General features: G+C 37.5%; 24 protein-coding genes. 14 read left to right on the forward strand and 10 right to left on the reverse strand.

What is annotated here, in order from left to right; all coding sequences use genetic code 11:
* Window positions 1-68: 68 nt before the first annotated feature.
* Window positions 69-1016 (forward strand): flagellar motor protein MotB, encoded by a 948-nt coding sequence (locus J0871_RS05315; protein ID WP_208224040.1) that lies wholly within the window; start codon window positions 69-71, stop codon window positions 1014-1016.
* 22 nt (window positions 1017-1038) lie between these two features.
* Window positions 1039-2076, forward strand: a complete 1038-nt coding sequence (locus J0871_RS05320) for an NADP(H)-dependent aldo-keto reductase (protein WP_208224043.1) — start codon at window positions 1039-1041, stop codon at window positions 2074-2076.
* A 27-nt stretch (window positions 2077-2103) separates the two neighbouring features.
* On the opposite strand, the gene J0871_RS05325 is transcribed toward J0871_RS05320, so the two are convergent.
* The 6 genes from J0871_RS05325 to panC all read right to left on the reverse strand — a co-directional run bounded on the left by J0871_RS05325 (window position 2104) and on the right by panC (window position 8073).
* Window positions 2104-3243, reverse strand: a complete 1140-nt coding sequence (locus tag J0871_RS05325; RefSeq protein WP_208224045.1) for a M23 family metallopeptidase — start codon at window positions 3241-3243, stop codon at window positions 2104-2106.
* A gap of 78 nt (window positions 3244-3321) precedes the next feature.
* On the reverse strand, window positions 3322-4686 hold the full coding sequence (radA, locus tag J0871_RS05330; protein WP_057482797.1) for a DNA repair protein RadA: 1365 nt from the start codon (window positions 4684-4686) through the stop codon (window positions 3322-3324).
* A 19-nt stretch (window positions 4687-4705) separates the two neighbouring features.
* Entirely contained in the window at window positions 4706-5854 is a 1149-nt protein-coding gene (locus J0871_RS05335) for an alpha/beta hydrolase-fold protein (protein WP_208224047.1), read from the reverse strand.
* A gap of 37 nt (window positions 5855-5891) precedes the next feature.
* Window positions 5892-6857, reverse strand: a complete 966-nt coding sequence (locus J0871_RS05340; protein ID WP_208224049.1) for a lysylphosphatidylglycerol synthase transmembrane domain-containing protein — start codon at window positions 6855-6857, stop codon at window positions 5892-5894.
* A 4-nt stretch (window positions 6858-6861) separates the two neighbouring features.
* On the reverse strand, window positions 6862-7212 hold the full coding sequence (gene panD, locus J0871_RS05345; protein WP_075325574.1) for an aspartate 1-decarboxylase: 351 nt from the start codon (window positions 7210-7212) through the stop codon (window positions 6862-6864).
* A gap of 3 nt (window positions 7213-7215) precedes the next feature.
* Complete coding sequence (panC, locus tag J0871_RS05350) at window positions 7216-8073, reverse strand: pantoate--beta-alanine ligase (protein ID WP_208224050.1); 858 nt, start codon at window positions 8071-8073, stop codon at window positions 7216-7218.
* A gap of 110 nt (window positions 8074-8183) precedes the next feature.
* On the opposite strand from panC, the gene J0871_RS05355 reads away from it, so the two are divergent.
* From J0871_RS05355 to J0871_RS05375, 5 genes are all read left to right on the forward strand, one after another.
* Window positions 8184-8996 (forward strand): glycogen/starch synthase, encoded by an 813-nt coding sequence (locus J0871_RS05355; protein WP_208224052.1) that lies wholly within the window; start codon window positions 8184-8186, stop codon window positions 8994-8996.
* Window positions 8997-9009: 13 nt separating this feature from the next.
* A complete protein-coding gene (locus J0871_RS05360) occupies window positions 9010-10575 on the forward strand; it encodes a DUF4270 domain-containing protein (protein WP_208224054.1) in 1566 nt (521 codons plus the stop codon).
* 16 nt (window positions 10576-10591) lie between these two features.
* A complete protein-coding gene (gene glmS, locus J0871_RS05365) occupies window positions 10592-12439 on the forward strand; it encodes a glutamine--fructose-6-phosphate transaminase (isomerizing) (protein ID WP_057482803.1) in 1848 nt (615 codons plus the stop codon).
* 264 nt (window positions 12440-12703) lie between these two features.
* Window positions 12704-14218, forward strand: a complete 1515-nt coding sequence (atpD, locus tag J0871_RS05370) for a F0F1 ATP synthase subunit beta (protein ID WP_208224056.1) — start codon at window positions 12704-12706, stop codon at window positions 14216-14218.
* A 76-nt stretch (window positions 14219-14294) separates the two neighbouring features.
* On the forward strand, window positions 14295-14588 hold the full coding sequence (locus J0871_RS05375; protein WP_057482805.1) for a F0F1 ATP synthase subunit epsilon: 294 nt from the start codon (window positions 14295-14297) through the stop codon (window positions 14586-14588).
* Between the two features lie 47 nt (window positions 14589-14635).
* Here the strand turns inward: J0871_RS05375 and J0871_RS05380 are convergent, their stop codons facing one another.
* The 3 genes from J0871_RS05380 to J0871_RS05390 are packed head-to-tail and all read right to left on the reverse strand — an operon-like array spanning window position 14636 to window position 15895.
* The gene (locus J0871_RS05380) at window positions 14636-14842 is read right to left on the reverse strand and encodes a helix-turn-helix transcriptional regulator (protein WP_208224058.1); all 207 of its coding nucleotides are present in this window, start codon (window positions 14840-14842) and stop codon (window positions 14636-14638) included.
* Window positions 14843-14844: 2 nt separating this feature from the next.
* Entirely contained in the window at window positions 14845-15369 is a 525-nt protein-coding gene (locus J0871_RS05385) for a hypothetical protein (protein WP_208224060.1), read from the reverse strand.
* Window positions 15370-15379: 10 nt separating this feature from the next.
* Entirely contained in the window at window positions 15380-15895 is a 516-nt protein-coding gene (locus tag J0871_RS05390; RefSeq protein ID WP_208224062.1) for a DUF2975 domain-containing protein, read from the reverse strand.
* Between the two features lie 250 nt (window positions 15896-16145).
* Between J0871_RS05390 and J0871_RS05395 the strand changes: the two genes are divergently transcribed.
* Genes J0871_RS05395 through mnhG form a run of 7 tightly spaced genes read left to right on the forward strand, consistent with a single transcriptional unit; the run spans window position 16146 to window position 21948 of the window.
* On the forward strand, window positions 16146-18455 hold the full coding sequence (locus J0871_RS05395) for a putative monovalent cation/H+ antiporter subunit A (protein WP_208224063.1): 2310 nt from the start codon (window positions 16146-16148) through the stop codon (window positions 18453-18455).
* Window positions 18456-18505: 50 nt separating this feature from the next.
* Complete coding sequence (locus J0871_RS05400) at window positions 18506-18916, forward strand: Na+/H+ antiporter subunit B (RefSeq protein ID WP_208224064.1); 411 nt, start codon at window positions 18506-18508, stop codon at window positions 18914-18916.
* A 3-nt stretch (window positions 18917-18919) separates the two neighbouring features.
* Window positions 18920-19273 carry a Na+/H+ antiporter subunit C gene (locus J0871_RS05405; protein ID WP_208224065.1) on the forward strand — a complete coding sequence of 118 codons (354 nt, stop codon included), beginning with the start codon at window positions 18920-18922 and terminating at the stop codon, window positions 19271-19273.
* Entirely contained in the window at window positions 19270-20790 is a 1521-nt protein-coding gene (locus J0871_RS05410; protein WP_208224069.1) for a proton-conducting transporter membrane subunit, read from the forward strand. Before J0871_RS05405 ends, J0871_RS05410 begins: the two co-directional genes overlap by 4 nt.
* Window positions 20790-21266: a Na+/H+ antiporter subunit E gene (locus J0871_RS05415; protein WP_075325586.1), complete on the forward strand. Its 477-nt coding sequence runs from the start codon at window positions 20790-20792 to the stop codon at window positions 21264-21266. The genes J0871_RS05410 and J0871_RS05415 overlap by 1 nt, the downstream gene beginning before the upstream one ends.
* Complete coding sequence (locus J0871_RS05420; RefSeq protein ID WP_075325587.1) at window positions 21263-21538, forward strand: cation:proton antiporter; 276 nt, start codon at window positions 21263-21265, stop codon at window positions 21536-21538. Before J0871_RS05415 ends, J0871_RS05420 begins: the two co-directional genes overlap by 4 nt.
* Window positions 21535-21948: a monovalent cation/H(+) antiporter subunit G gene (gene mnhG / locus J0871_RS05425; RefSeq protein WP_075325588.1), complete on the forward strand. Its 414-nt coding sequence runs from the start codon at window positions 21535-21537 to the stop codon at window positions 21946-21948. The genes J0871_RS05420 and mnhG overlap by 4 nt, the downstream gene beginning before the upstream one ends.
* 1 nt (window position 21949) lies before the next feature.
* Here the strand turns inward: mnhG and J0871_RS05430 are convergent, their stop codons facing one another.
* Window positions 21950-22393, reverse strand: a complete 444-nt coding sequence (locus J0871_RS05430) for an MgtC/SapB family protein (protein ID WP_075325589.1) — start codon at window positions 22391-22393, stop codon at window positions 21950-21952.
* Window positions 22394-22426 lie beyond the last annotated feature (33 nt).

Raw genomic sequence — 22426 nt, forward strand, 5'->3', positions numbered from 1 at the left:
TTCTACCGATAATTATTGGGCTCGCAATGACGGTAAATTAGAAGATATTTGAACTTAAAATTATAAAAATGAAAAAAATACTTGTTTTAGCAGTTTCAGCAGTTCTTATTATGACCTCCTGTGTGTCTTCAAAAAAATATGAAGAACTCGAAGGTAGGCACGCCGATTTAAAACGCGAAAACCGAAATACACAATCTGAACTCGATAAATATCGAAATTTGGATGAAGAATATTCAGCATTAAAAAAGGATTATGCTGCAGCTACTGCTGAAAGGGATCGACTAAAAGATGAGTTGGAAAGCTCTAAAAAAAACTATGCAACTCTTAAAAATTCTTACGATGCCTTGGAAGAAAACAGCTCCGCAGCGATTGCGGAAAATTCGCGGCAAAACCGTCAACTTCTAGCGGAATTAGAAGAAAAAGAACAGGCGTTGGTAAAGGAGCAAACAAGGTTAGATAAATTACAACGTGATCTTGATGCACGTTCCAGAAGGGTAAACGAACTGGAAGAATTAATTGCGGCCAAAGATGCTAAAATGAATGCATTAAAAGATGCAATTTCAAAAGCTTTAACCAATTTTGAAGGTAAAGGTTTAACTGTAGAGCAGCGCGACGGGAAGGTGTATGTTTCTATGGAGAATAAATTATTATTTAGCTCTGGAAGTTGGGCTGTAAATGCTGAAGGAAGACAGGCCGTGCAACAATTAGGTCAGGTTTTAGCAGAAAATCCCGATATAGCAGTTTTAATTGAAGGACATACCGATAATGTACCTTATGGCGGAAGTGGACCTTTAAATGATAACTGGGATCTTTCAACCAAAAGAGCGACTTCAATAGTTCAAATTTTGAAAGAAAATAATAATATAGATCCGCAGAATTTAACCGCGGCCGGGCGTGGGGAATATGAACCAATTGCAACAAATGAAACTGCTGAAGGAAAAGCAAAAAACCGAAGAATTGAGGTGATTTTAACACCAAAATTAGATGAGGTTACTAAATTGCTGAATGAAGAATAAGAACGATTCAGAAATACAATAAATGAAATATACCACACTCCCTAACACCGATATAAAAGTTAGTAAAATTTGCCTGGGAACAATGACCTGGGGCGAACAGAATACAGAAGCCGAAGGCCACGAGCAAATTGAATTTGCCCTTGAAAAAGGCGTAAATTTCCTTGACACGGCCGAGATGTATTCTATACCCGGAAAAGCCGAAACCCAGGGTAGTACCGAAAAAATTATTGGTTCCTGGTTTAAAAAATCGGGAAAGAGGGAAGATGTAATCCTGACTTCTAAAGTGGTTGGTCCCGGAAATTCTATGGAGCATATTCGGGATAATCTTGGTTTTTCTAAGGAAGCTGTAACGGATGCTTTACACAAAAGTTTAAAAAGATTACAAACAGATTATATAGATCTTTATCAACTTCACTGGCCGGAAAGAAATACCAATTTCTTTGGGAAATTAGGTTATGAGCATGATGAAAATGAAAAATGGGAAGAAAATTTCCAGGAAGTTCTTCAAACTTTAAATGAGTTTGTAAAAGAAGGAAAAATAAGGCAGGTTGGTTTGTCTAATGAAACGCCTTACGGACTTTCCCGTTTTCTGGAAGAAAGCAGAAAGCACGATCTTCCAAAAATGATCACGGTACAAAACCCGTATAATTTATTGAATAGAAAAGATGAAATTGGCTTAACTGAAATTCTTCATCGTGAAAATGTGGGTTTATTTCCTTATTCCCCATTAGGAATGGGAACTTTAAGCGGAAAACATTTAGACGGAATTCAGGAAAATTCAAGATTAGGTTTGTTTCCACAGTATAAAAGATATTCAAATGAGCAGGCCGTAAAAGCCACCAAAGCTTATGCAGAAATTGCTAAAAAGTATAATTTGAATTTCGCGCAAATGTCCCTTGCTTTTGTAAATACGCGTCCGTTTGTGACCAGTAATATTATTGGCGCAACTTCCATTAAACAATTAGAAGAAAATATTGGTAGTATAGAGGTAAAGCTTTCAGAAGAAGTTTTAGAAGAGATCAATAAAGTTCACGAAACTTACCCTAATCCTGCGCCTTAAAAATCTGATTAATTCCCCCTTCGGGGGTTAGGGGGCTATTGGTGTAACCAAACTTTGATGGATAAAAGAAGCTTTATTCTGTGAAGTTCTAACGTGAAACCACTCGTTAGTTTTTCCTAGAAATTGAAGGGTATCCTGTGTTTCAGACGTGCTTAAAATTGTTGAATTAGAAGTTGTTGGCTTGTTTCTGAGATTGGCTCTGGTATTCTGTACGATCAATTTGTGTGGAATACTATCTAATTTCTCAGGTTCGGTTTCCAATACATTGGTTTGGTAAACAAAATGCAAGGGATTTATCGCACCGCGGTAACTTTTGTAAATACCAAAATGCAGGTGTGGCGGCGTAGTCCTGGCATTTCCCGTATTGCCCACAAAACCTAAAGTGTCCCCTCTTTTTACATTTCCGCTAACATTTGCAATACTATCTAAATGCGCATAATAAAGCGACTGATTGCGTTTTCGGTCTCGTAGCCAAACCTGTTTGCCGCCAAGGCCTTTTTCGCCGGTGTAGCCAATACTGCCGTTTGTAGCCGCTACCACAGGTGTTCCTCTTTTTGAAAAAATATCGATACCTTCGTGGCTTCTTGCGCCACCATCGCGATTGTCTCCCCAATAGCTTTGTACACTTGCGTTAACTCCGGAAGCTACTGGAAATAAATAAGCTGGATTTTTTTTCATTTTAAATGTAAATGCTGTATAGGCTTCTATTTCAGGTTGGATGACTAATTTGTAGTTTGCTTTTTTATCGGCTTCAAAGCTTAAATTCTTCTTTTGAAAATCTGAAGATTTGACTTTTTCAAATAGGTTTGTAGAATCACTCGTTTTTTCAAAAAGTTCAATAAAAACCAATTGTTTTATAGAGTCGGTTTCGACTTCTACATTAAAAACTTCTCCCGGTTGAAGCTCAATTTCATAAGAATAAACTGAGAAATTTCTAGGAAAGAATTTACCGGTTTCGGCGTAAGGAAGGTTTACACTTACACTATCCTGAAAAGCGATTTCTACAGAATTCTCCCAGATGGAGAATAATTCATCTGAAACTTTAAGATCACGCTTATATTTTTCTTTGGCAGTAGGATTGGTGATAAAATCGGTTGCTTTATTTACTTGCGAACATCCCGAAATTATTAAAATTAAGAATAAGCTTAAAACTTTAATCTGCTTCATAGTCTTGCGTTTCCGTGCAATTTAGAGCAGTAATTATGCCAGATTAAGAAGCTGGTTATAAACCTTTCAGTTTCCAAATTACCCAAACAAATGGCTTACCACATCTTCAATTTTTGCCACTTTCACCACATTAATATTGAAGTTGCTTTTTGGGATCTTGCTTTGCTTGGAAACCAGGATTGAAGCAAAACCAAGTTTTTCGGCTTCAATAATACGCTGTTCCACGCGGGTCACAGGCCTAATTTCACCAGCAAGGCCAACTTCGGCGGCAAAACAGATATCTTTTGGAATAGAGATATCTTCGTTAGAAGATAAGATCGCAGCGATTACAGCCAGGTCTATCGCAGGGTCGTCTACACTAATTCCTCCCGTAATATTTAGAAAAACATCTTTGGCGCCCAATCTAAAACCGGCTCGTTTTTCTAGAACCGCCAAAAGCATATTCAGTCTTTTTACATTATAACCGGTGGCGGAACGTTGCGGAGTTCCGTAAACTGCCGTGCTCACCAGGGCCTGGATTTCTATCATAAGCGGTCGCATTCCTTCTAGAGTCGCTGAAATTGCTGTTCCGCTAAGATCTTCGTCATTCTTGGAAATTAAAATTTCAGAAGGATTGCTTACTTCCCGTAAGCCGCTGCCTTGCATTTCATAAATTCCCAGCTCGTGAGTAGAACCAAAACGATTTTTATGAGCTCTAAGAATTCGATATACGTGGTTTCTATCGCCTTCAAACTGCAAAACGGTGTCTACCATATGCTCCAGCACTTTTGGGCCGGCGATGCTTCCCTCTTTGGTAATATGGCCAATTAAAATAACCGGAGTGTTAGTTTCTTTGGCGAATTTAATGAGTTCTGCGGTACACTCTCTAATTTGCGAAATACTGCCCGGCGCACTTTCAATATAATCACTGTGTAGGGTTTGTATAGAGTCTATAATAATTACTTCGGGCTCAATAGCTTCAATTTGCCTGAAGATATTTTGAGTTTTTGTTTCGGTAAGGATATAGCAATTGGCGGCAACGGGATTGATGCGTTCTGCCCGCATCTTTATTTGCTGCTGACTTTCTTCGCCCGAAACGTATAAAACTTTGTAGTTTAATTGAAGTGAAATTTGAAGGAGAAGTGTACTTTTTCCTATGCCCGGTTCACCGCCCAGTAGGGTGAGCGATCCAGGTACAAGTCCGCCGCCTAAAACCCGGTCCAGTTCATTGTTACCGGTATTCCATCGGTTTTGGGGGCTGTTTTCAATTTCAGCTATTTTTAAAGGTTTGGCAGTTCGTTTTGCTTCCCTTTCGCTAGGAGATTTCCAGTCTTTTTTGTCAGGTTTTTCTACAATTTCTTCGGCAATGGTGTTCCATTCGCCGCAAGAGCTGCATTTGCCCTGCCATTTAGAATATTGACTCCCACAATTCTGGCAATAAAACGTTGATTTAACCTTGGCCATTTAGCTTTAATTTTTCCCGCTAATAACCGAAATCTTTTTTAATTGCATCGGCTTTAGCCAGCATAAAATCGGTATTTAGAAATGCGATTTTTTCCTGTCCGTAGGCATTTTGGTAGGTACGCATTGCTTTTTTAGGATTGCCGGTTTCTTCTTCATAGCGGGCTTCAAAATAAGTGCCTAGCATAGTGCCCGGGTAATTTTCATAAGCTAAATCGCTTAAACCTTTATAATCGTCCCAGCGTCTTGTTTTTTCAATCGCGTTATGAACAGCCATAAAATCTTCTAATCTTATTTTTTTCTGAATATTAAAAAGCTCATTAATGCTCTCATATTTATCAGTTAAAAACTCAACAGAAGATACCGAAGTTTGCAATAAAAGTTCGTTATAATCTTTTTGACTAATAGGGCGATATACGCTAAACATGCTTTCTAAGGCAGAGGGTATTGCTTTTCCTACCAGTGAATAGTGCGTGGCGTTATCAAAATTATCGAACTTATAAGTTACCAAATCGTTTTCTATTGCCGCAAGCTGGGAGTTCAGATCTTCAATTCCCTTTTTTAATTGTGGAATATCTGATGTTCCCGTAGCCAGGTAAATCCATTTTTTAGTTTCAGATTTAGCTAAATTGCTGCTGATGCGATCTGCCATTGGAGGCGCTAAATCTGGGCTAAGATTGATATAGCCATCAAAAATAGGATCGGGTTTTAGTAAATAATAATTGATAAAATTTGCGGTATAATCGTGGCCGGCAATTACCCTGAAATCTGCAGTTCGATATTTATTATCCAGGTGCTGCATAAGTTCCATTCCCAGGAATTCAAAAAAGGCTGCGCCTTTATCTGCCGGAAGAAAATTTCGCTCGTCATAATAAGCATCGTCCATACGGGTTTTGCTTTGGTTAACGCCAACCACAATCATTTCGGGCGCATCTTCCCAGTAGGAAGCATAGTCTACATTACCTGCCATAGGCTCAAACAGGTAGTCACCATCTAACACAAGAATTACCGGATATGTTTTTTCGGTATTTTCCTCGTAGTTTCGTGGGAGTTGAATCTTGATTTCTCTTGTTTCACCGAGCTTTTCGGAAGAAATCGTTTCGTAAAGAGTTTGTGCTGAGCTTAGTAGCGGCGCCACTAGCAGCACAAAAATGAGTAATTTTTTTACCATAGGTGTTAGGTTTTGTTTAACCTACACAAGATATATATTATTTTTGACGGTTGAAAATGGGAAGAAATATAAAGGATAATCCGCCTAAGATGAGCACCATTAAGGTTTGCGTGCCCCAGGTGAGCCAGCCAAATGCTTCACCACTTTGTTTGGAAATGCCAAAAAGCATCAGAATTGCGCCAATAGCTACAGGATAAACGCCAATTCCGCCATTTGTTGCAGAAATGGCAAAAGAACCTACTACAAAAGCAGCCATGATTATTGAAAATTCAGTATTTCCTAATCCTGGTATTGAAAATACAATAACATAAAACATTAAAATATACATGAACCAAATGAAAAGGGTATGAAAGATAAAAGCCCATTTTTGTTTCATTTTTAGAATACTGCGCATTCCTTCTAAAAGCCCATAAGCCATTTTCTTAATGCGTACAAGGAACGGAAGTTTAGATCTTTTAATAATTTGAAGTCCTAGAACTCCTAACAATACCAGGGCTAAAAGAATTCCCACGCTAAATAACGGATTGATTTCGTTAGCTCTAAAATAAGCGAGAAGGTGTTCGGTTTGGAGAAATAAAGTGATGGCTGTAATGCTAAGCATCACGATAACATCGGCTATTCTTTCAGAAATAATGGTCCCGAAAGCTTTTTCAAAAGGAACTTTTTCATAAGAAGAAAGGCTGGCGGCTCTAAGCACCTCACCAGATCTTGGAATTCCAAAGTTAGCCAGGTAGCCGGCCATTACCGCCATAAAACTGTTGGCTAATTTGGGTTTGTAGCCCAGGGGTTCCAGCATGAATTTCCACCTATATGCCCTGGAGAGGTGAGAAAGGCCTCCAAAAAGCATAGAGAGTAGTAGAAACCAAGGATTGGCCGTTGAAATATTTTCCCATAATTCCTGCCGTTCCTGTGGGGTGGCACTTTTAAGAGAATACCAGATTAAAAAAACTCCCAATAATAATGGGAGTACGATTTTAAGTATTTTAATTATCTTTTTTTTCACCTGATTAACTCAAGAGATTGGTTTCTTCGTTTGGAAAAACCAGGGAGGGTTTAAAAGCTTTCGCTTCTTCAAAATCCATAATCGCATACGCGATAAGAATTAAAATATCGCCTTTAGCCACTTTTCTTGCTGCAGCGCCGTTCAAGGTAATTTCGCCAGAATTTCTTGGCCCGGGAATTACGTAAGTTTCTAAACGTTCACCATTGTTATTATTTACAATTTGAACTTTTTCGCCTTCAATAATATTTGCAGCTTCCATAAGATCTTCATCTATAGTAATGCTTCCAATATAATTTAGATCGGCGCCTGTAACTTTTACTCTATGAATTTTTGATTTTACTACGTGAACTTGCATAGATTATTCTTCGTTGTTTAAAGCGATATTATCTATAAGCCTAATATCGCCGGCATAAGCCGCTATAAAAGCGCGGTAATTATGACCTTTTCTTTTTCGGTTAATTTTTTTTAAAGTTTGGGTATTTGCAATTTCAAAATATTCCAATTCGAGAACGGGATGATTTTTAAATTGTTCTTCTACCCAGTTATGTATATAATCTGCACTTTTTGTGCCAAATAGTTCCCTGGTTTTAAGAAGGGTCTGGTAAATAAACGAAGCTTCTTCCCGTTGCTCTTTATCTAATCTTTCATTGCGTGAACTTCTTGCCAAACCATTATCTTCCCGTAAAATGGGACAGCCAATAATTTTTACCGGAAGCTCTGCTTTTTCGGTTAATTTTCTAACAATTTGTAATTGCTGAAAATCTTTTTCCCCAAAAAAAGCTTTGTGTGGCTCTACTATTGTAAATAGTCTTTTTACAATTGTTCCTACCCCGTCAAAATGTCCGTTTCGGTATTTTCCCTCCATTACCTGCTCCAAACCGTCAAAATTAAACTGTTCAGAACTTATATTTTCACCATATAATTCGTTAGCTGTGGGAGCAAAAATCCAGAGGTGGTCACTGGCCTCTTCAAGGAGCTTAATGTCTTCATCTAAAGTGCGCGGATATTTCTCAAGATCTGCAGGATTGTCAAATTGAGTTGGGTTAACAAAGATGCTGATAATCACCCGGTCACAACTTTGTAAAGCCTGTTTTACTAAAGATAAATGCCCGTGGTGTAGAGCACCCATTGTAGGGACTAAGCCAATGATTTTGGCTTTGGATTTTTCGGCATTAATGGCCGCTTTTAAAGGGGTTTTTTCTTTGAAAACCTGCATTTTATTATAAAATTAACAGCGTGCAAACTTAATATATTACCAGCAATCTGCATAAATTTTTGTAATTTTGCGTGTTTTTTGTTCGCAATCGCAATTAAAGCAATCAATTTATGAAAGATAAGAGGATATTGTACGTATCATCTGAAGTTATTCCTTACCTGCCTGAAACTGAAATATCATCCACGTCTTTTGAAGCCGCAAAAATGGTAAATAATATTGGAGGGCAAATTAGAATTTTTATGCCCCGGTTTGGTAACATCAACGAACGTCGCCACCAGCTGCACGAAGTGATAAGGCTCTCGGGGATGAATTTGGTGATTAATGACCTGGATATGCCGTTAATAATTAAAGTGGCTTCGATCCCAAAGGAAAGAATGCAGGTTTACTTTATAGATAACGAAGATTATTTTAAAAGAAAAGCTACTCTTACCGATGAAGAAGGCAATATGTTTGACGATAACGACGAACGAGCCATCTTTTTTGCCAAAGGAGTAATAGAAACCGTTAAGAAATTAAACTGGTCTCCCGATATTATTCACGTTCATGGCTGGCTGGCATCTTTGCTGCCGCTATACCTTAGAAGATATTATGGTAACGAGCCGTTATTTAGTGGCGCGAAAATTGTTACTTCTGTATACAATCAAGACTTCGAAGGAACGTTAGATGAAGATATGCAGGAGAAAGTTTTGTATGATGGGATGGAAAAAGAAGATATAAAACATCTAAAAACCCCAAACTTTGTTAATTTAATGAAGCTTGCAGCAGATCATTCAGATGCGATAATCACCGCGGGTGAAAATATTCCTGAAGATCTTTCTAAATACCTAAGTAGGCTTAATAAGCCGCTACTTCCTTATAAGAACAGGGAAGAGTTTAGCCAGGCTTACCAGGATTTTTATACTAACGAAGTTTTATCTGAATAGAAATTTTTATCGAATGAATTTAATGAGAATGATGTATAAAACAGCAACTTTATTTGTTGTTGTTTTTGCTTTTGTGGCATGTGATGATGAGTATAGTACCGTTGGCGGTGAAATTATCGAAAACCCGAGTAATCTTGAATTAGAGGAAGTTGAGGTGACTGCTTACAGTAAAAAGATCAATTCAGTACAAACAAATAATTTGGGTAACCATTTGCTGGGTGTTTTTAATCACTCAATTTACGGACAAACTACGGCAAGTATACTTAGCCAGGTTTCTTTGCCTACCAATAATCCTACTTTTGGGGTGGAGCCAGAGCTTGATAGCGTGGTGTTAACCATTCCTTACTTTAGTACAGAAGGAGAATTAGATACAGACGGAAATATAGAGTACGTTTTAGATTCGATTTATGGAAATACCCCAATTAAAATCTCTGTACAGGAATCTAATTATTATCTAAATGATCTGGATCCTGAAGCAGATTTTCAGGAACGCCAAAAATATTATTCAGACCAACAAGACCTATTTGAGCAAAACCTTGTTGGGGATGTGATTTATGAAAATGATAATTTTATACCCTCGCCAAGAGCTATTGTTTCTTATGAAGAAAATGCAGAAGGTCAGCAGGACACGATTACTTCAGGGCCTGCTTTAAGAGTTAAACTTCCGGTAGATTATTTTCAGGAGAAAATTATAGCGAAAGAAGGTTCCAGCGTACTTAGTAATAACAATAATTTTAAAAATTACTTACGCGGAATGTTCATTAAAGCTGAACCAACGGCAGAGGATGGTACAATGATCTTCTTTAATCTGCAGGATTCAGATGCCGGGATAGAGCTTTTTTACACCACCGAGGTTGAAACAAGTACAGATAATGGTGGCACTGAAACAGTAAGAAGCCCCAGAAACTACCAATTGAATTTTGGAAGCACTATTGTAAATACATTTGAAGGAGAATACCCAGGAGATGTGTTACAGGCTATTGAGGAATCTAGCGAAGATACCGGTGCAGAAAAACTTTTCCTTAATGGAGGGGAAGGCACTATGACTATTATAGAACTTTTTGAAAGTGAAGCGCAAATAGAGGCTTTTAGAGAAAACAACTGGCTTATTAATGAAGCTAATCTTAGCTTTTATGTAGATCAGGATTTCGCTAGTGAAATTAATGAACCAACACGAATTTATCTTTACGATTTAGATAATAATAGAATTATTGCCGATTATAATTTCGCTTTGAATTTTGTTCAGGACGGGAATGAGAATAATCCGGCTACCTCACTTTCTTCCTTCTCCACTCCTTTAGAAAGAGATGAAGATGGCAATGGAATACGTTATAAACTAAATGTAACTCAGCACGTTAATAATATTATTGAAAATGAAACCGAAAATGTAAGGTTAGGTTTGGCTGTTACGCAAAATATAAACATTACCAATAATGCGGCTGTTAGAAATACTGAAGATGTAGAGTTTTATCCCGTAATGGGTGTGGTGACCCCGCAAGGAACCGTTTTGCACGGAAACCTTTCAAATGACGAAGAAAAGCGATTAAAGCTTAGAATTTATTATACAGAGATTAATTAAATAATACCAATATACTATGTGCGGAATTGTAGGATATATTGGGCATAGGGATGCATATCCCGTTGTCCTTAAAGGACTCCAGAGACTTGAATATCGTGGATATGATAGTGCAGGGATTGCCCTTTATGACGGTAATGAACTCAAAATGTGTAAAACACAGGGTAAAGTTGCTGATCTAAAAGAGAAACTTGAAAATACTATTACTACCAACGGGAATGTGGCGATTGGTCATACACGTTGGGCAACCCACGGGGTTCCAAACGATGTAAACAGTCACCCTCATTATTCTAATTCTGGTGATATTGTAATAATTCACAATGGAATTATCGAAAATTACGATGCACTTAAAAAAGAGCTGAAAACTCGTGGTTATACTTTTGAAAGTGATACCGATACTGAAGTTTTAGTAAATCTTATAGAAGATGTAATTATTAACGAAGGTGTTAAACTTGGGAAAGCAGTTCAAATTGCTTTGAATCAAACTGTTGGGGCATATGCGATCGCGGTTTACAATAAAACCAAGCCAGACGAGATCGTAGTAGCGCGTTTAGGTAGCCCTTTAGCTATTGGCGTTGGAGAAGATGAATTCTTTATCGCTTCAGATGCATCTCCGTTTATAGAATACACCAACAATGCAATTTACCTGGAAGATGGTGAAATGGCAGTGGTGCGAAGAGGTAAAGAAGTTAGGGTTAGGAAAATTCAGGATGATACTTTGGTAGATCCTTATATTCAGGAGCTTCAGCTTAATCTTGAGCAAATTGAAAAAGGTGGATATGAGCATTTTATGCTTAAGGAGATTCACGAACAACCTACTGCAATTAAAGATACTTATCGCGGTAGAATGTTGGCCGACGAAGGTTTAATTAGAATGGCCGGGGTAGACGATAACCTGGAGCGTATTGCCAATGCAAAACGAATCCTTATTGTTGCTTGTGGAACCAGCTGGCACGCCGGTTTGGTTGCTGAATATATTTTTGAGGAGCTTGCGAGAATTCCTGTTGAAGTAGAATATGCTTCAGAGTTTAGGTATCGTAATCCTATTATTTCAGAAAAAGATGTAATTATAGCTATCTCCCAGAGTGGAGAAACTGCCGATACCATGGCGGCTATAAAATTAGCTAAAGAAAAAGGAGCTTTCGCTTTTGGAGTTTGTAATGTGGTTGGTTCTTCAATCTCAAGAGAAACTCATGCGGGTGCTTATACTCACGCCGGGCCCGAAATTGGGGTGGCTTCAACAAAAGCCTTTACTACTCAAATTACGGTGCTTACTTTAATGGCTCTTAAACTTGCAAAACAAAACGGTACGATCTCTCATACAGAGTTTATGACCTATTTGCAGGAAATGGAACGTATTCCTGCAAAAATAGAGAAAGCATTAAAAGGTGATGAACACATAAAAATGATCGCCGATATTTATAAAGATGCCAGGAATTGCCTTTATTTAGGTAGAGGGTTTAACTTCCCGGTAGCCTTAGAAGGAGCGCTTAAACTTAAAGAGATTTCCTATATTCACGCTGAAGGGTATCCTGCTGCAGAGATGAAACACGGTCCAATTGCGCTTATCGATGAAGAAATGCCGGTGGTGGTTATTGCAACCAAGAGAGGCCATTACGAAAAAGTAGTGAGTAACATTCAGGAAATTAAATCTAGAAAAGGTAAAATCATCGCTATTGTTACTGAAGGTGATGAAGAAGTGAGGGATCTTGCCGATCACGTGATTGAAGTGCCAGAAACTTTAGAGCCGCTAACGCCGCTTCTAACTACTATTCCGCTTCAGTTATTGTCATACCATATTGCGGTATTGCTTGGAAAGAATGTAGATCAACCAAGGAATTTGGCTAAATCTGTTACGGTTGAGTAAACTTTCAGAATAAATAATTAAGATTACAAAGATCCCTTTTGAATTTTTTCAAGAGGGATCTTTTCTTTTTAAAATAATACTTTTAGATGAATTTTTGCCGGCTTTAATAAGCTTCAAAAAAGTTATTTTAAGAGAGGTATGATTTTATTTAGAAAAAACTATCTTTGCAGCCTGAAAATACCTTTGTATGATTTTAACACATTGTGAATTATAACATTGAGTTTTTCAGATATTTTAAATACGAAAACATTAAAGAATTAAATAATGTCTAAAGTAACAGGTAAAGTTGCCCAAATTATTGGCCCTGTAGTTGATGTTGTGTTCGACTCAGAGAATGCTGAATTGCCAAAAATCTACGATTCTTTGGAAATCACCAGAAAAGATGGTTCCATTTTAGTTTTAGAGGTGCAATCACACATTGGTGAAGAAACAGTAAGAACCGTTTCTATGGATTCTACTGATGGTTTAAGCCGTGGAGTTGAAGTGGTAGCAACAGGGTCGCCTATACAAATGCCAATTGGTAAAGATGTATATGGCCGTTTGTTTAACGTAGTAGGAGATGCTATTGACGGGCTTGGGAATCTGCCTAAGGCCGGAAAAGATGGAATGTCTATCCACAGGGAAGCACCAAAATTTGAAGACCTATCTGTTTCTACAGAAGTTTTATTTACCGGGATTAAAGTAATTGACCTTATTGAGCCTTATGCAAAAGGTGGTAAAATTGGTCTTTTTGGTGGTGCCGGTGTTGGTAAAACAGTACTTATACAGGAATTAATTAACAATATCGCTAAAGGCCACGGTGGTCTTTCGGTATTTGCCGGAGTAGGAGAGCGTACTCGTGAAGGAAATGACCTTCTTCGAGAAATGCTTGAATCTGGTATTATAAAATATGGAGACGCTTTTTCTGAATCTATGGAAGAAGGCGGTTGGGATCTTAAAAAAGTAGATAAAACTGCTATGTTAGATTCTAAAGCAACTTTCGTTTTCGGGCAAATGAACGAACCACCTGGAGCACGTGCTCGAGTAGCACTTTCTGGACTTACAATTGCGGAATATTTCCGTGATGGAGCTGGAGAAGGCCAGGGGAAAGATGTTCTTTTCTTCGTAGATAACATTTTCCGTTTTACTCAGGCAGGTTCTGAGGTATCTGCACTTCTAGGGCGTATGCCATCTGCGGTAGGTTATCAACCAACTTTGGCGACAGAGATGGGTGCGATGCAGGAGCGTATTACTTCAACTAAAAACGGATCTATTACATCTGTACAGGCGGTTTACGTACCTGCAGATGACCTTACTGACCCGGCGCCGGCAACAACATTTGCCCACCTGGATGCAACAACAGTACTTTCACGTAAAATTGCTGAGCTTGGTATTTATCCTGCGGTAGATCCATTAGAATCTACTTCAAGAATTCTTACTGCCGATATTTTAGGTGACGATCATTATAAGTGTGCACAACGAGTAAAAGAGCTTTTACAGCGTTATAAAGAGTTGCAGGATATTATTGCTATTCTTGGTATGGAAGAGCTTTCTGAAGAAGATAAGCTTGCTGTATCTCGGGCAAGACGTGTGCAACGTTTCCTTTCTCAACCTTTCCACGTGGCCGAGCAGTTTACCGGTTTAAAAGGAGTTTTGGTTGATATTAAAGATACCATTAAAGGATTTAATATGATTATGGATGGAGAATTAGATCATCTTCCAGAATCTGCCTTTAACCTTAAAGGAACTATAGAGGATGCGATCGAGGCCGGAGAGAAAATGTTGGCTGAAGAAGACTAATTAAAAAGTAAACAGTGGTCAGTGAGCAGTATTCAGTAAATATTTTGCTGAAAATTGTGAACGCAAACTAAAAAATATGTACTTAGAAATAGTAACTCCTGAAGCTGTAGTTTTTAAAGCTGATGTTGATGCAGTAAAAGTTCCCGGAAACGACGGTGAATTCCAAATGCTGAACAATCACGCGCCTATAGTTTCTACATTGGTTGAAGGGGAAGTTAAAATTCAACTTGCCGCCTCTAATAAGGAATTAGACGATGAGCTTTCTGAAGATTTTAGGAAAGACAAAGGGAATAGTAATATTCTTTATTATACTATAAAAGGTGGAGTTTTAGAAATGAAAGATAATAAAGCTATTATTTTAGCTGATTAATCTTAGGAAATTAAATATAGAAAAAGCCGGGCAAGTGCCCGGCTTTTTTAGTTTTCGGTATATTCTAGAATATCTCCTGGCTGGCATTCTAAAGCTTCGCAAATAGCCTCTAAAGTAGAAAATCTAACCGCTTTTGCCTTGCCTGTTTTTAAAATGGAAAGGTTTGCCGTGGTAATCCCGATTTTTTCAGCCAGTTCATTGCTTTTCATCCCGCGTTCTTCCAGAATTTTATCCAGGTTGATGTTGATTGGCATAACTAAACGGTTAGTTCGTTTTCTTGTTTGATAAGCTCGCCCTCTGCGCTAATAAGAGAAATCATTAATAAGATCTTACCCAGAACATAAAAAAGTAAAAATTGCGGTAATGCGTCGATCAAAACGGTGATGTCATTATAGAAAAATACACCAGATATCATTAAAAGCGAGTATTTTAATTTTGCAAAAAGAATAAATCCAGATCCTATATTTCTTAAATCCTTATTTTGATTTTTATAAATTAAACCTCGTTTTAATAATGCTTTGATTGATATATTGGTCGATACAAATTTTGTCAAAAGAAAAAGATGTAGCGCTAAGTAAATTGCAATGAAAACATAGGCGACAATTTCCGAAGAGGTATCTTTTGCATCCTGAAAATAATCTAATTTAATTTTTTCTGAGAATGAGGTTTCTGGATTTGTTATCGATGATGCTAAATCAAAAGAGATAATAATACCTAAAATGATAATCCCAATAATGGAAAGATTAATGATTAGTAATAGGATATTTAAGTGCCATTTCATAATTAGGAGTTTAAACGGTTAATTCGTTTTCTTCTTTAATATTTTTTGCCTGCTGAAAAACTCTGCTTAGAAGAATGAAAAATAATCCAATAGCCAGGGTGAACCAAAAAGAGTTCATAGACAGTTCTACTTCAAAGCTTATTCTCGCTTTACTCTTTAAAATTAAATTGGAAATAAAATTTATTAGGGGAGTAAAAAAGGTTGCCAAAATAATTAATTGACCGGTAATATTTAATGCATTAATTTGAAAACGTGTAAATAAGGTATCTTTAAAAAAGCTCTTTATAAGATTTCTTAAAACGTAAACGATAAATATGAACAAACAAGATTTTAAAATGCCTAGAAGTATTACGATAATTACAGATGTTGTATATATTTCAATTCTTTCTCCATTCACACTTACAGGTACTAAATCTTCCTGACTTACGGCATTAATAATACTGGCTGCTATAGAAACTAATAGCGTAAAAAGAATAAAAAAGAGACATAGGTCTAAAACCCTTTTTAGAAATAATGGTGGCTTCATAAAATTATAATTATCGTTTATCAATAACAAACTTAAATTAAATTATTGAAAAACAATAATTTTATAATTTAAAAAGGATGGATTAATTTCAGCATTTTAAGAAATTTGCTAAGAAACAGGCTTTTTAAAATGCTTAAAAATAGGAAGCTTTTAAATCGGGAACCTTCTGGTGCTTAAGTAAGGATTAGGCTGCAAAACTTAAATAATAACTCTTATATTTGCGGGGAACGGACTTTTTGAGAGAAAATATATGCTAGCAGCAATACTTTTAGGTTTTTTATTCGCAATATTTCTGGTTTTTACCGGAAAGTTCTTCAGGGGGAAATTGGCGATTCTTTCAGCGCTTATTCCCGCGGGACTTTTTGCTTATTTTGCGAGTTTTATTCCGCAAATAAGTTCGGGAGAAATAATTAGTAAAACCTACCAATGGGTTCCGGCATTTGGAGTTGACCTTAGTTTTAAACTGGATGGTCTCTCCCTTCTTTTTTCATTAATGATCACCGGGATTGGTTTCCTGGTTTTCGCCTATACAGCATCATACCTTAGAGGGCACAAGTATCTTGACCGATTCTACGGATACCTGAGTTTATTTATGGCGGCAATGCTTGGGCTGGTACTTTCAGACAATCTTATTTCACTTTTCGTTTTTTGGGAATTAACCAGTATAAGTTCATTTTTCTTAATTGGGTTTAATAATACAAATCCGGCTTCTCGAAAGTCAGCTTTAACAGCATTGGGAATCACCGGTTTTGGTGGATTTTCCCTTTTAGCAGGAGCTTTGTTACTGGGTAGTATTAGCGGCACTTACAGCATTTCTGAAATGCTAAGTATGAAAGAGGCCATTGCCGGAAGCGAATATTATATCCTGGCGGTAGTCTTTATTTTTGTTGCTGCATTTACCAAATCGGCACAATTTCCTTTTCATTTCTGGTTGCCGGGAGCAATGAAAGCACCAACGCCGGTTTCCACCTATTTACACTCGGCAACGATGGTGAAGGCTGGTATTTACCTGCTTATGCGTTTTACGCCGGTACTGGGAGACCAGGAATTTTGGAATACCACTTTAATAATCGTTGGTGGAATCACCATGGTTTATTCAGCAGTACACGCACTTTTTAGAACAGATCTTAAAGGAATACTTGCTTATTCTACAATTTCAGCTTTAGGTATTTTAGTATTTCTTATTGGCCTGGGAACTAAATATGCTTTCCTTGCCGCCTCGGTTTTTATAATCGTTCACGCATTATATAAAGCTACTTTATTCCTGGTTACAGGGATTATAGACCACCAAACCGGTACGCGGGATGTTACTAAATTAAGCGGATTAAGAAAAATTATGATGCCGGTAGCGATTGCCGGTATTCTGGCAGCAATTTCCAGTGCGGGTATTCCGCCATCGGTAGGTTTCCTCGGAAAAGAACTTACTTACGAAGCCAGTACCCAAGCTGAAACTTTTACAATAATAATCGTAATTGCAATTGTGCTAACAAAAATACTATTGCTTTGGGCAGGTTTTGTTGCAGGAATTAAACCTTTTGTAGGTAAACTTCCTGATGCGCATAAAGATGTAAAAGCGCCTGATTTCCTAATGTGGGCACCGGCAATTATCCTTGCTGTGCTAGGAATTGTTTTTGGGATATTCCCTATGCTAATTGAATCGGCCCTGGTAAAACCGGTGGTTTCATCTTTAGGGGCAGATGCTTCAGAATATTATCTTGCGCTATGGCACGGTTTCAATACTGTTTTGCTATTAAGTGCAATTACTATTGCTGTTGGAGTTTTGCTATATTTCTTCCTGAAACCTTCAGCAAAACTGGAAACCAGAATTGGAAAACTGGAATTTATTTCTCCAAAAAGCATCATGGAAAAAGGAACTCATTATTTCAGTGTATTTTCAGCATTCTGGACTAATGTTTTTCAAAATGGATATTTAAGAAATTATGTAACGACCATTGTGTTGTTTCTTGTAGTTTTAGTAGGCTACGTTATGTTTGGAAACCCAAGGGTAATGATAGATCATACCCAGCTTTCTAAAGTTACCGCTTACGAGTTGGCGGTGGTAATTATATTAATTGCCGGAGTTTTCTATACCATATTTACAAAATCCAGGCTTGCTGCAGTTGCCGCAATGGGAGTTGTAGGCTTGGCTATCTGTTTGATTTTTGTTTTCTACAGTGCACCAGATTTGGCAATGACTCAGTTTTCTATTGATACCCTTACGGTTATTTTGTTTGTATTGGTGCTTTATAGATTGCCAAAATATCTTACCCTTTCAGATTATAAAATGCGAATTAGGGACGGAGTTTTGTCCCTGGCGCTGGGAACGGTTATATGCTTGCTGGCCTTACAGGTCCTTGCTGAACCTACAAATACTGAAGTTGGTGATTTTTACGCCAAAAATGCCTATATCCTTGCGAAAGGAAAGAATGTTGTAAATGTTATCCTGGTAGATTTTAGGGGAACAGATACGCTTATGGAAATTGCGGTATTGTCTATTTCAGCTATTGGAGTATTTGGATTGCTAAAATTGAGATTGAAAAGTACAGACAGGTCGCAATAAAAGAACATTAAAGTCGGGGTAAAATCCGTCTTTTTCTAAAATATATATAAATGAAAACCTTAATATTAAGAACAGCTTCCGATTATCTTTTGCCATTACTGCTGGTGTTCTCTGTTTTTATCTTATTACGTGGGCATTATTTGCCCGGCGGTGGTTTTGTAGGCGGATTGATCGCTGCAATCGCTTTTGTGCTGCACGCTTTTGCCAATGGTTTGGATAACACTAAAGGTTTATTGCGGTTTCACCCCGGATTTTTGATGCCTATAGGTCTAGCGCTCGCTTTTTTTAGTGGGATGGCTCCTGTACTCATAGACCAGGCTTTTATGACCGGACTATGGTTTCCTGAACCATTCCCCGTGATTGGAAATGTAGGTTCAGCTTTATTTTTTGATATTGGGGTCTACCTTGTAGTGATTGGCGTTACGCTAACAATAATTTTTACAATTTCAGAATCAGCTTAATATATGGAAGTTCTTATAGCGATAATTATTGGGATTCTATATGCCGCGGGTATTTATATGATGCTACGCAGAAGTTTGGTAAAGCTTATTATTGGAATTATTCTTTTAGGTAATGGTGCCAACCTCTTAATTTTCCTTCTTGGGAGAATTACCAGAGGGGCTCCTCCAATTATTCCTGAAGAATCCAAGGTTTTTTTAGAAGCTTATGCAGATCCTGTTCCGCAGGCTCTAATATTAACTGCTATCGTAATTAGTTTTGGTTTACAATCTTTTGCCATTATTCTTGTAAAAAGAGCGCATAAAGTGGTTAAAACCGATGATCTGGACGAAATGAACGCAACAGACGAAGATTCATGACACAACAATTAATATTATATCCTTTACTGCTGCAATTATTATTGGCTATCCTGCTAATGTTTTTCTGGAAGAAAATCAATACGCAGCGAATAATTAGCATGCTGGGAAGTCTTATTCACCTTGCGGTAAGTATTGGTGTATTTGCTTATATCTGGAATAATGGAACTCAAACCGTGCAGGCGGGTAGTTGGGAGGCTCCATTCGGGATAACTTTTATCGCCGATACTTTCGCGATTACCATGGTTTTGCTAACTTCTATTGCAGGGCTGGCAGTTTCCATATTTTCCTCGGGTTCTGTAATTGGAGATCGTTTAAGGTTCGGGTATTTTCCCATTTTTCACTTCCTGCTCTTAGGTTTAACCGGGGCATTTCTAACAGGAGATATCTTTAACCTCTATGTTTGGTTTGAAATTATTATTATTAGTTCTTTCGTATTAATCACCATTGGGGGCGAAAAAGCGCAATTAGAAGGCGCTGTAAAATATTTTACGCTGAATTTCCTCGCTTCCATAATCTTTTTAACCGCGATAGCGGTGCTTTATGGTTTAACCGGAAGCCTAAATATGGCCGACCTGGCCAATAAAGTAGCAGCTGTTGAAAATAGGGCCCTGGTGGAGATAACCGCTATTCTATTTTTAATTGGCTTCGGAATTAAATCGGCGGTATTCCCGTTATACTTTTGGTTACCGGCTTCATACCATACACCACCTTCGGCTGTATCAGCAATTTTTGGTGGTTTACTTACTAAAGTTGGAGTGTATGCTTTAATTAGGGTTTTTACCCTAATCTTTGTGGGAGATGCTTTCCTCGATCAAATTCTATTGGTGCTTGCTATTTTCACTCTGTTTAGTGGGGCATTGGGCGCACTGGTTCAGAATAATATAAGGAAGGTATTCTCCTATTTAATTATTTGTCATATTGGTTATATGATTATTGGTTTGGGAATGTTTACCGAAGTGGCTATTGCAGGTGCAATTTTTTACCTGGTGCATGATATTGTGGTAAAAACGAATCTTTTTATGATTAGTGGTCTTATATACCGAATAAAAGGTTCTAATAGCATGCGAGCTTTAGGTGGTTTTTATGCCAATTACCCCAAGTTGAGTTTATTGATGTTTATCCCGTTATTTTCATTGGTTGGGATTCCGCCTTTATCGGGGTTTTGGCCTAAAATATCTTTAATTACTGCCAGTTTTGAATCTGGAAGTTATTGGAGCCTGGCCGCAATTATCTTTGCAAGTTTTATTACCTTGGTTGTAATCGCGAAACTTTGGGCTGAAGTTTTTTGGAAAGAGGCACAAGAGATTCCTGTTAGACCAAAATTCAGGTATTTTCATGCAATTAAAAATATAAAGAGAGTTCAGATAATAGTACCTATAGTTTTTTTAAGTCTGGTATCCTTATATGTAGGTTTTGGAGCAGAACATATTCAAACGCTTTCAGCTAGAATTGCATCAGAATTAATGGATAATCAACAATATATAGACGCAGTACTTAATACACAAACACCCGAATAATGAAGAGCAGGTTTGTATCTAATTTATTACTCACTTTTGTATGGGTAGCCCTAACCGGAGATTTTACTTTCCAGAACTATATCTTTGGCTTTGTTCTTAATTTCTTTATTCTGTGGGTGATAACAAGAGGGAATAGTGATGCCCGGTATTTTACTATTATTCCTAAATTGATAGCCTTCTTTTTCTTCTTCCTGTGGGAATTATTTAAAGCAAACCTACAGGTAGCTTACGAAGTTGTAACCCCAAAATATGGAATGAAACCGGGAATTGTAAAAGTACCGCTTACCATACAAAGCAACCTGGGGATTACATTTTTGGCGAATATGATCTCGCTTACACCAGGAACCCTTAGCCTGGATGTCTCTAACGATAAAAAAGTGCTTTATGTACATGCGATGTATGTAACCGATAAAGAGGAATTTATCGATAGTATTAAAAACGGATTTGAAAAACGTATTTTGGAAATATTGAGATGACGCTAACAGATTATTTATATTATATTATTCTGCCAATCCTGGCCTTTTCGGTGCTGCTAATAGTTTACCGATTTATTAAAGGTCCCAGTATTGCCGATAAAATTATTGCCCTGGATGTGCTTATCACTACCGGTATTGGAATTATTGGAGTTTACAGTATTATTCACGGAAGATCTACATTTTTAGATACTGCAATGATCCTGGCTTTAATTGCTTTTTTAAGTACCGTGGCTTTCTCATATTACCTGGAAAAAAGAAACCGAAAGAAATGAGTTCAATAATTATAGTAATATTAATCACTTTAGGAACCTTGTTCGTACTGCTTTCTGCAATAGGACTCGTAAGAATGCCCGATACTTATATGAGGATTTCGGTAAATACTAAAGCGGCCACGCTTGGTGTTGGTCTTATTTTAGTGGGAACGGCCGTTTTCTTTAACGATCTTTCTACTACTTCCCGCGCCCTTGTAATTATTCTTTTTGTTTTTCTAACCGCTCCCGTAAGTGCACACTTAATTGGAAGGGCATCCTATTTTATGGGTGTAAAACTCTGGAAAGGCTCCGTTATGGACGATCTTAGAGGAAAATATCAGAGAAATTCTCACGTATTAAAAAGTGAAATTGACGATACACCGCAAAATAACATAGATCACACAAGAAACGAAGATGATATTGTAAAGTAGTTTAGTGTTCAGTATTATCATGTTTTCTTTTTCCCCTTATAAGTTTCTTTTCCAGAAACCCAAAAACTAGATTTATAACAACAATTGTTATACAAATTATAAGTAGTTCGGCATACATTTGTAAAGCAGCGAGCCCACCAGCGGCGGCACTACACCAAATAGTAGCAGCAGTAGTTAAACCCTTTACATTTTTCCCGTGCTGAAGAATGGTTCCTGCACCAATAAATCCAATACCGGTAACCACCTGGCCAATAACCCTGGTAATATCTACAAATTCTTCTCCCTGAAATTGTAGAGAAAGTAAAATAAAAACACAAGCACCCAGGGCCACAAGAGCATTGGTTTTTAAACCTGCGCTTTTTCCCGTAAATTCCCTTTCTATACCTATAAAAAGTCCGGCCACAGCTGCCAAACCAATACTAAGACTAAATTCTGCCAGTTCCATATTTTTTAGTTCGTTAAAGTTGTAATTTTGAAC

Origin of the sequence: Salegentibacter sp. BDJ18, assembly GCF_017579965.1 — a bacterium.
Taxonomy (GTDB): Bacteria; Bacteroidota; Bacteroidia; order Flavobacteriales; family Flavobacteriaceae; genus Salegentibacter.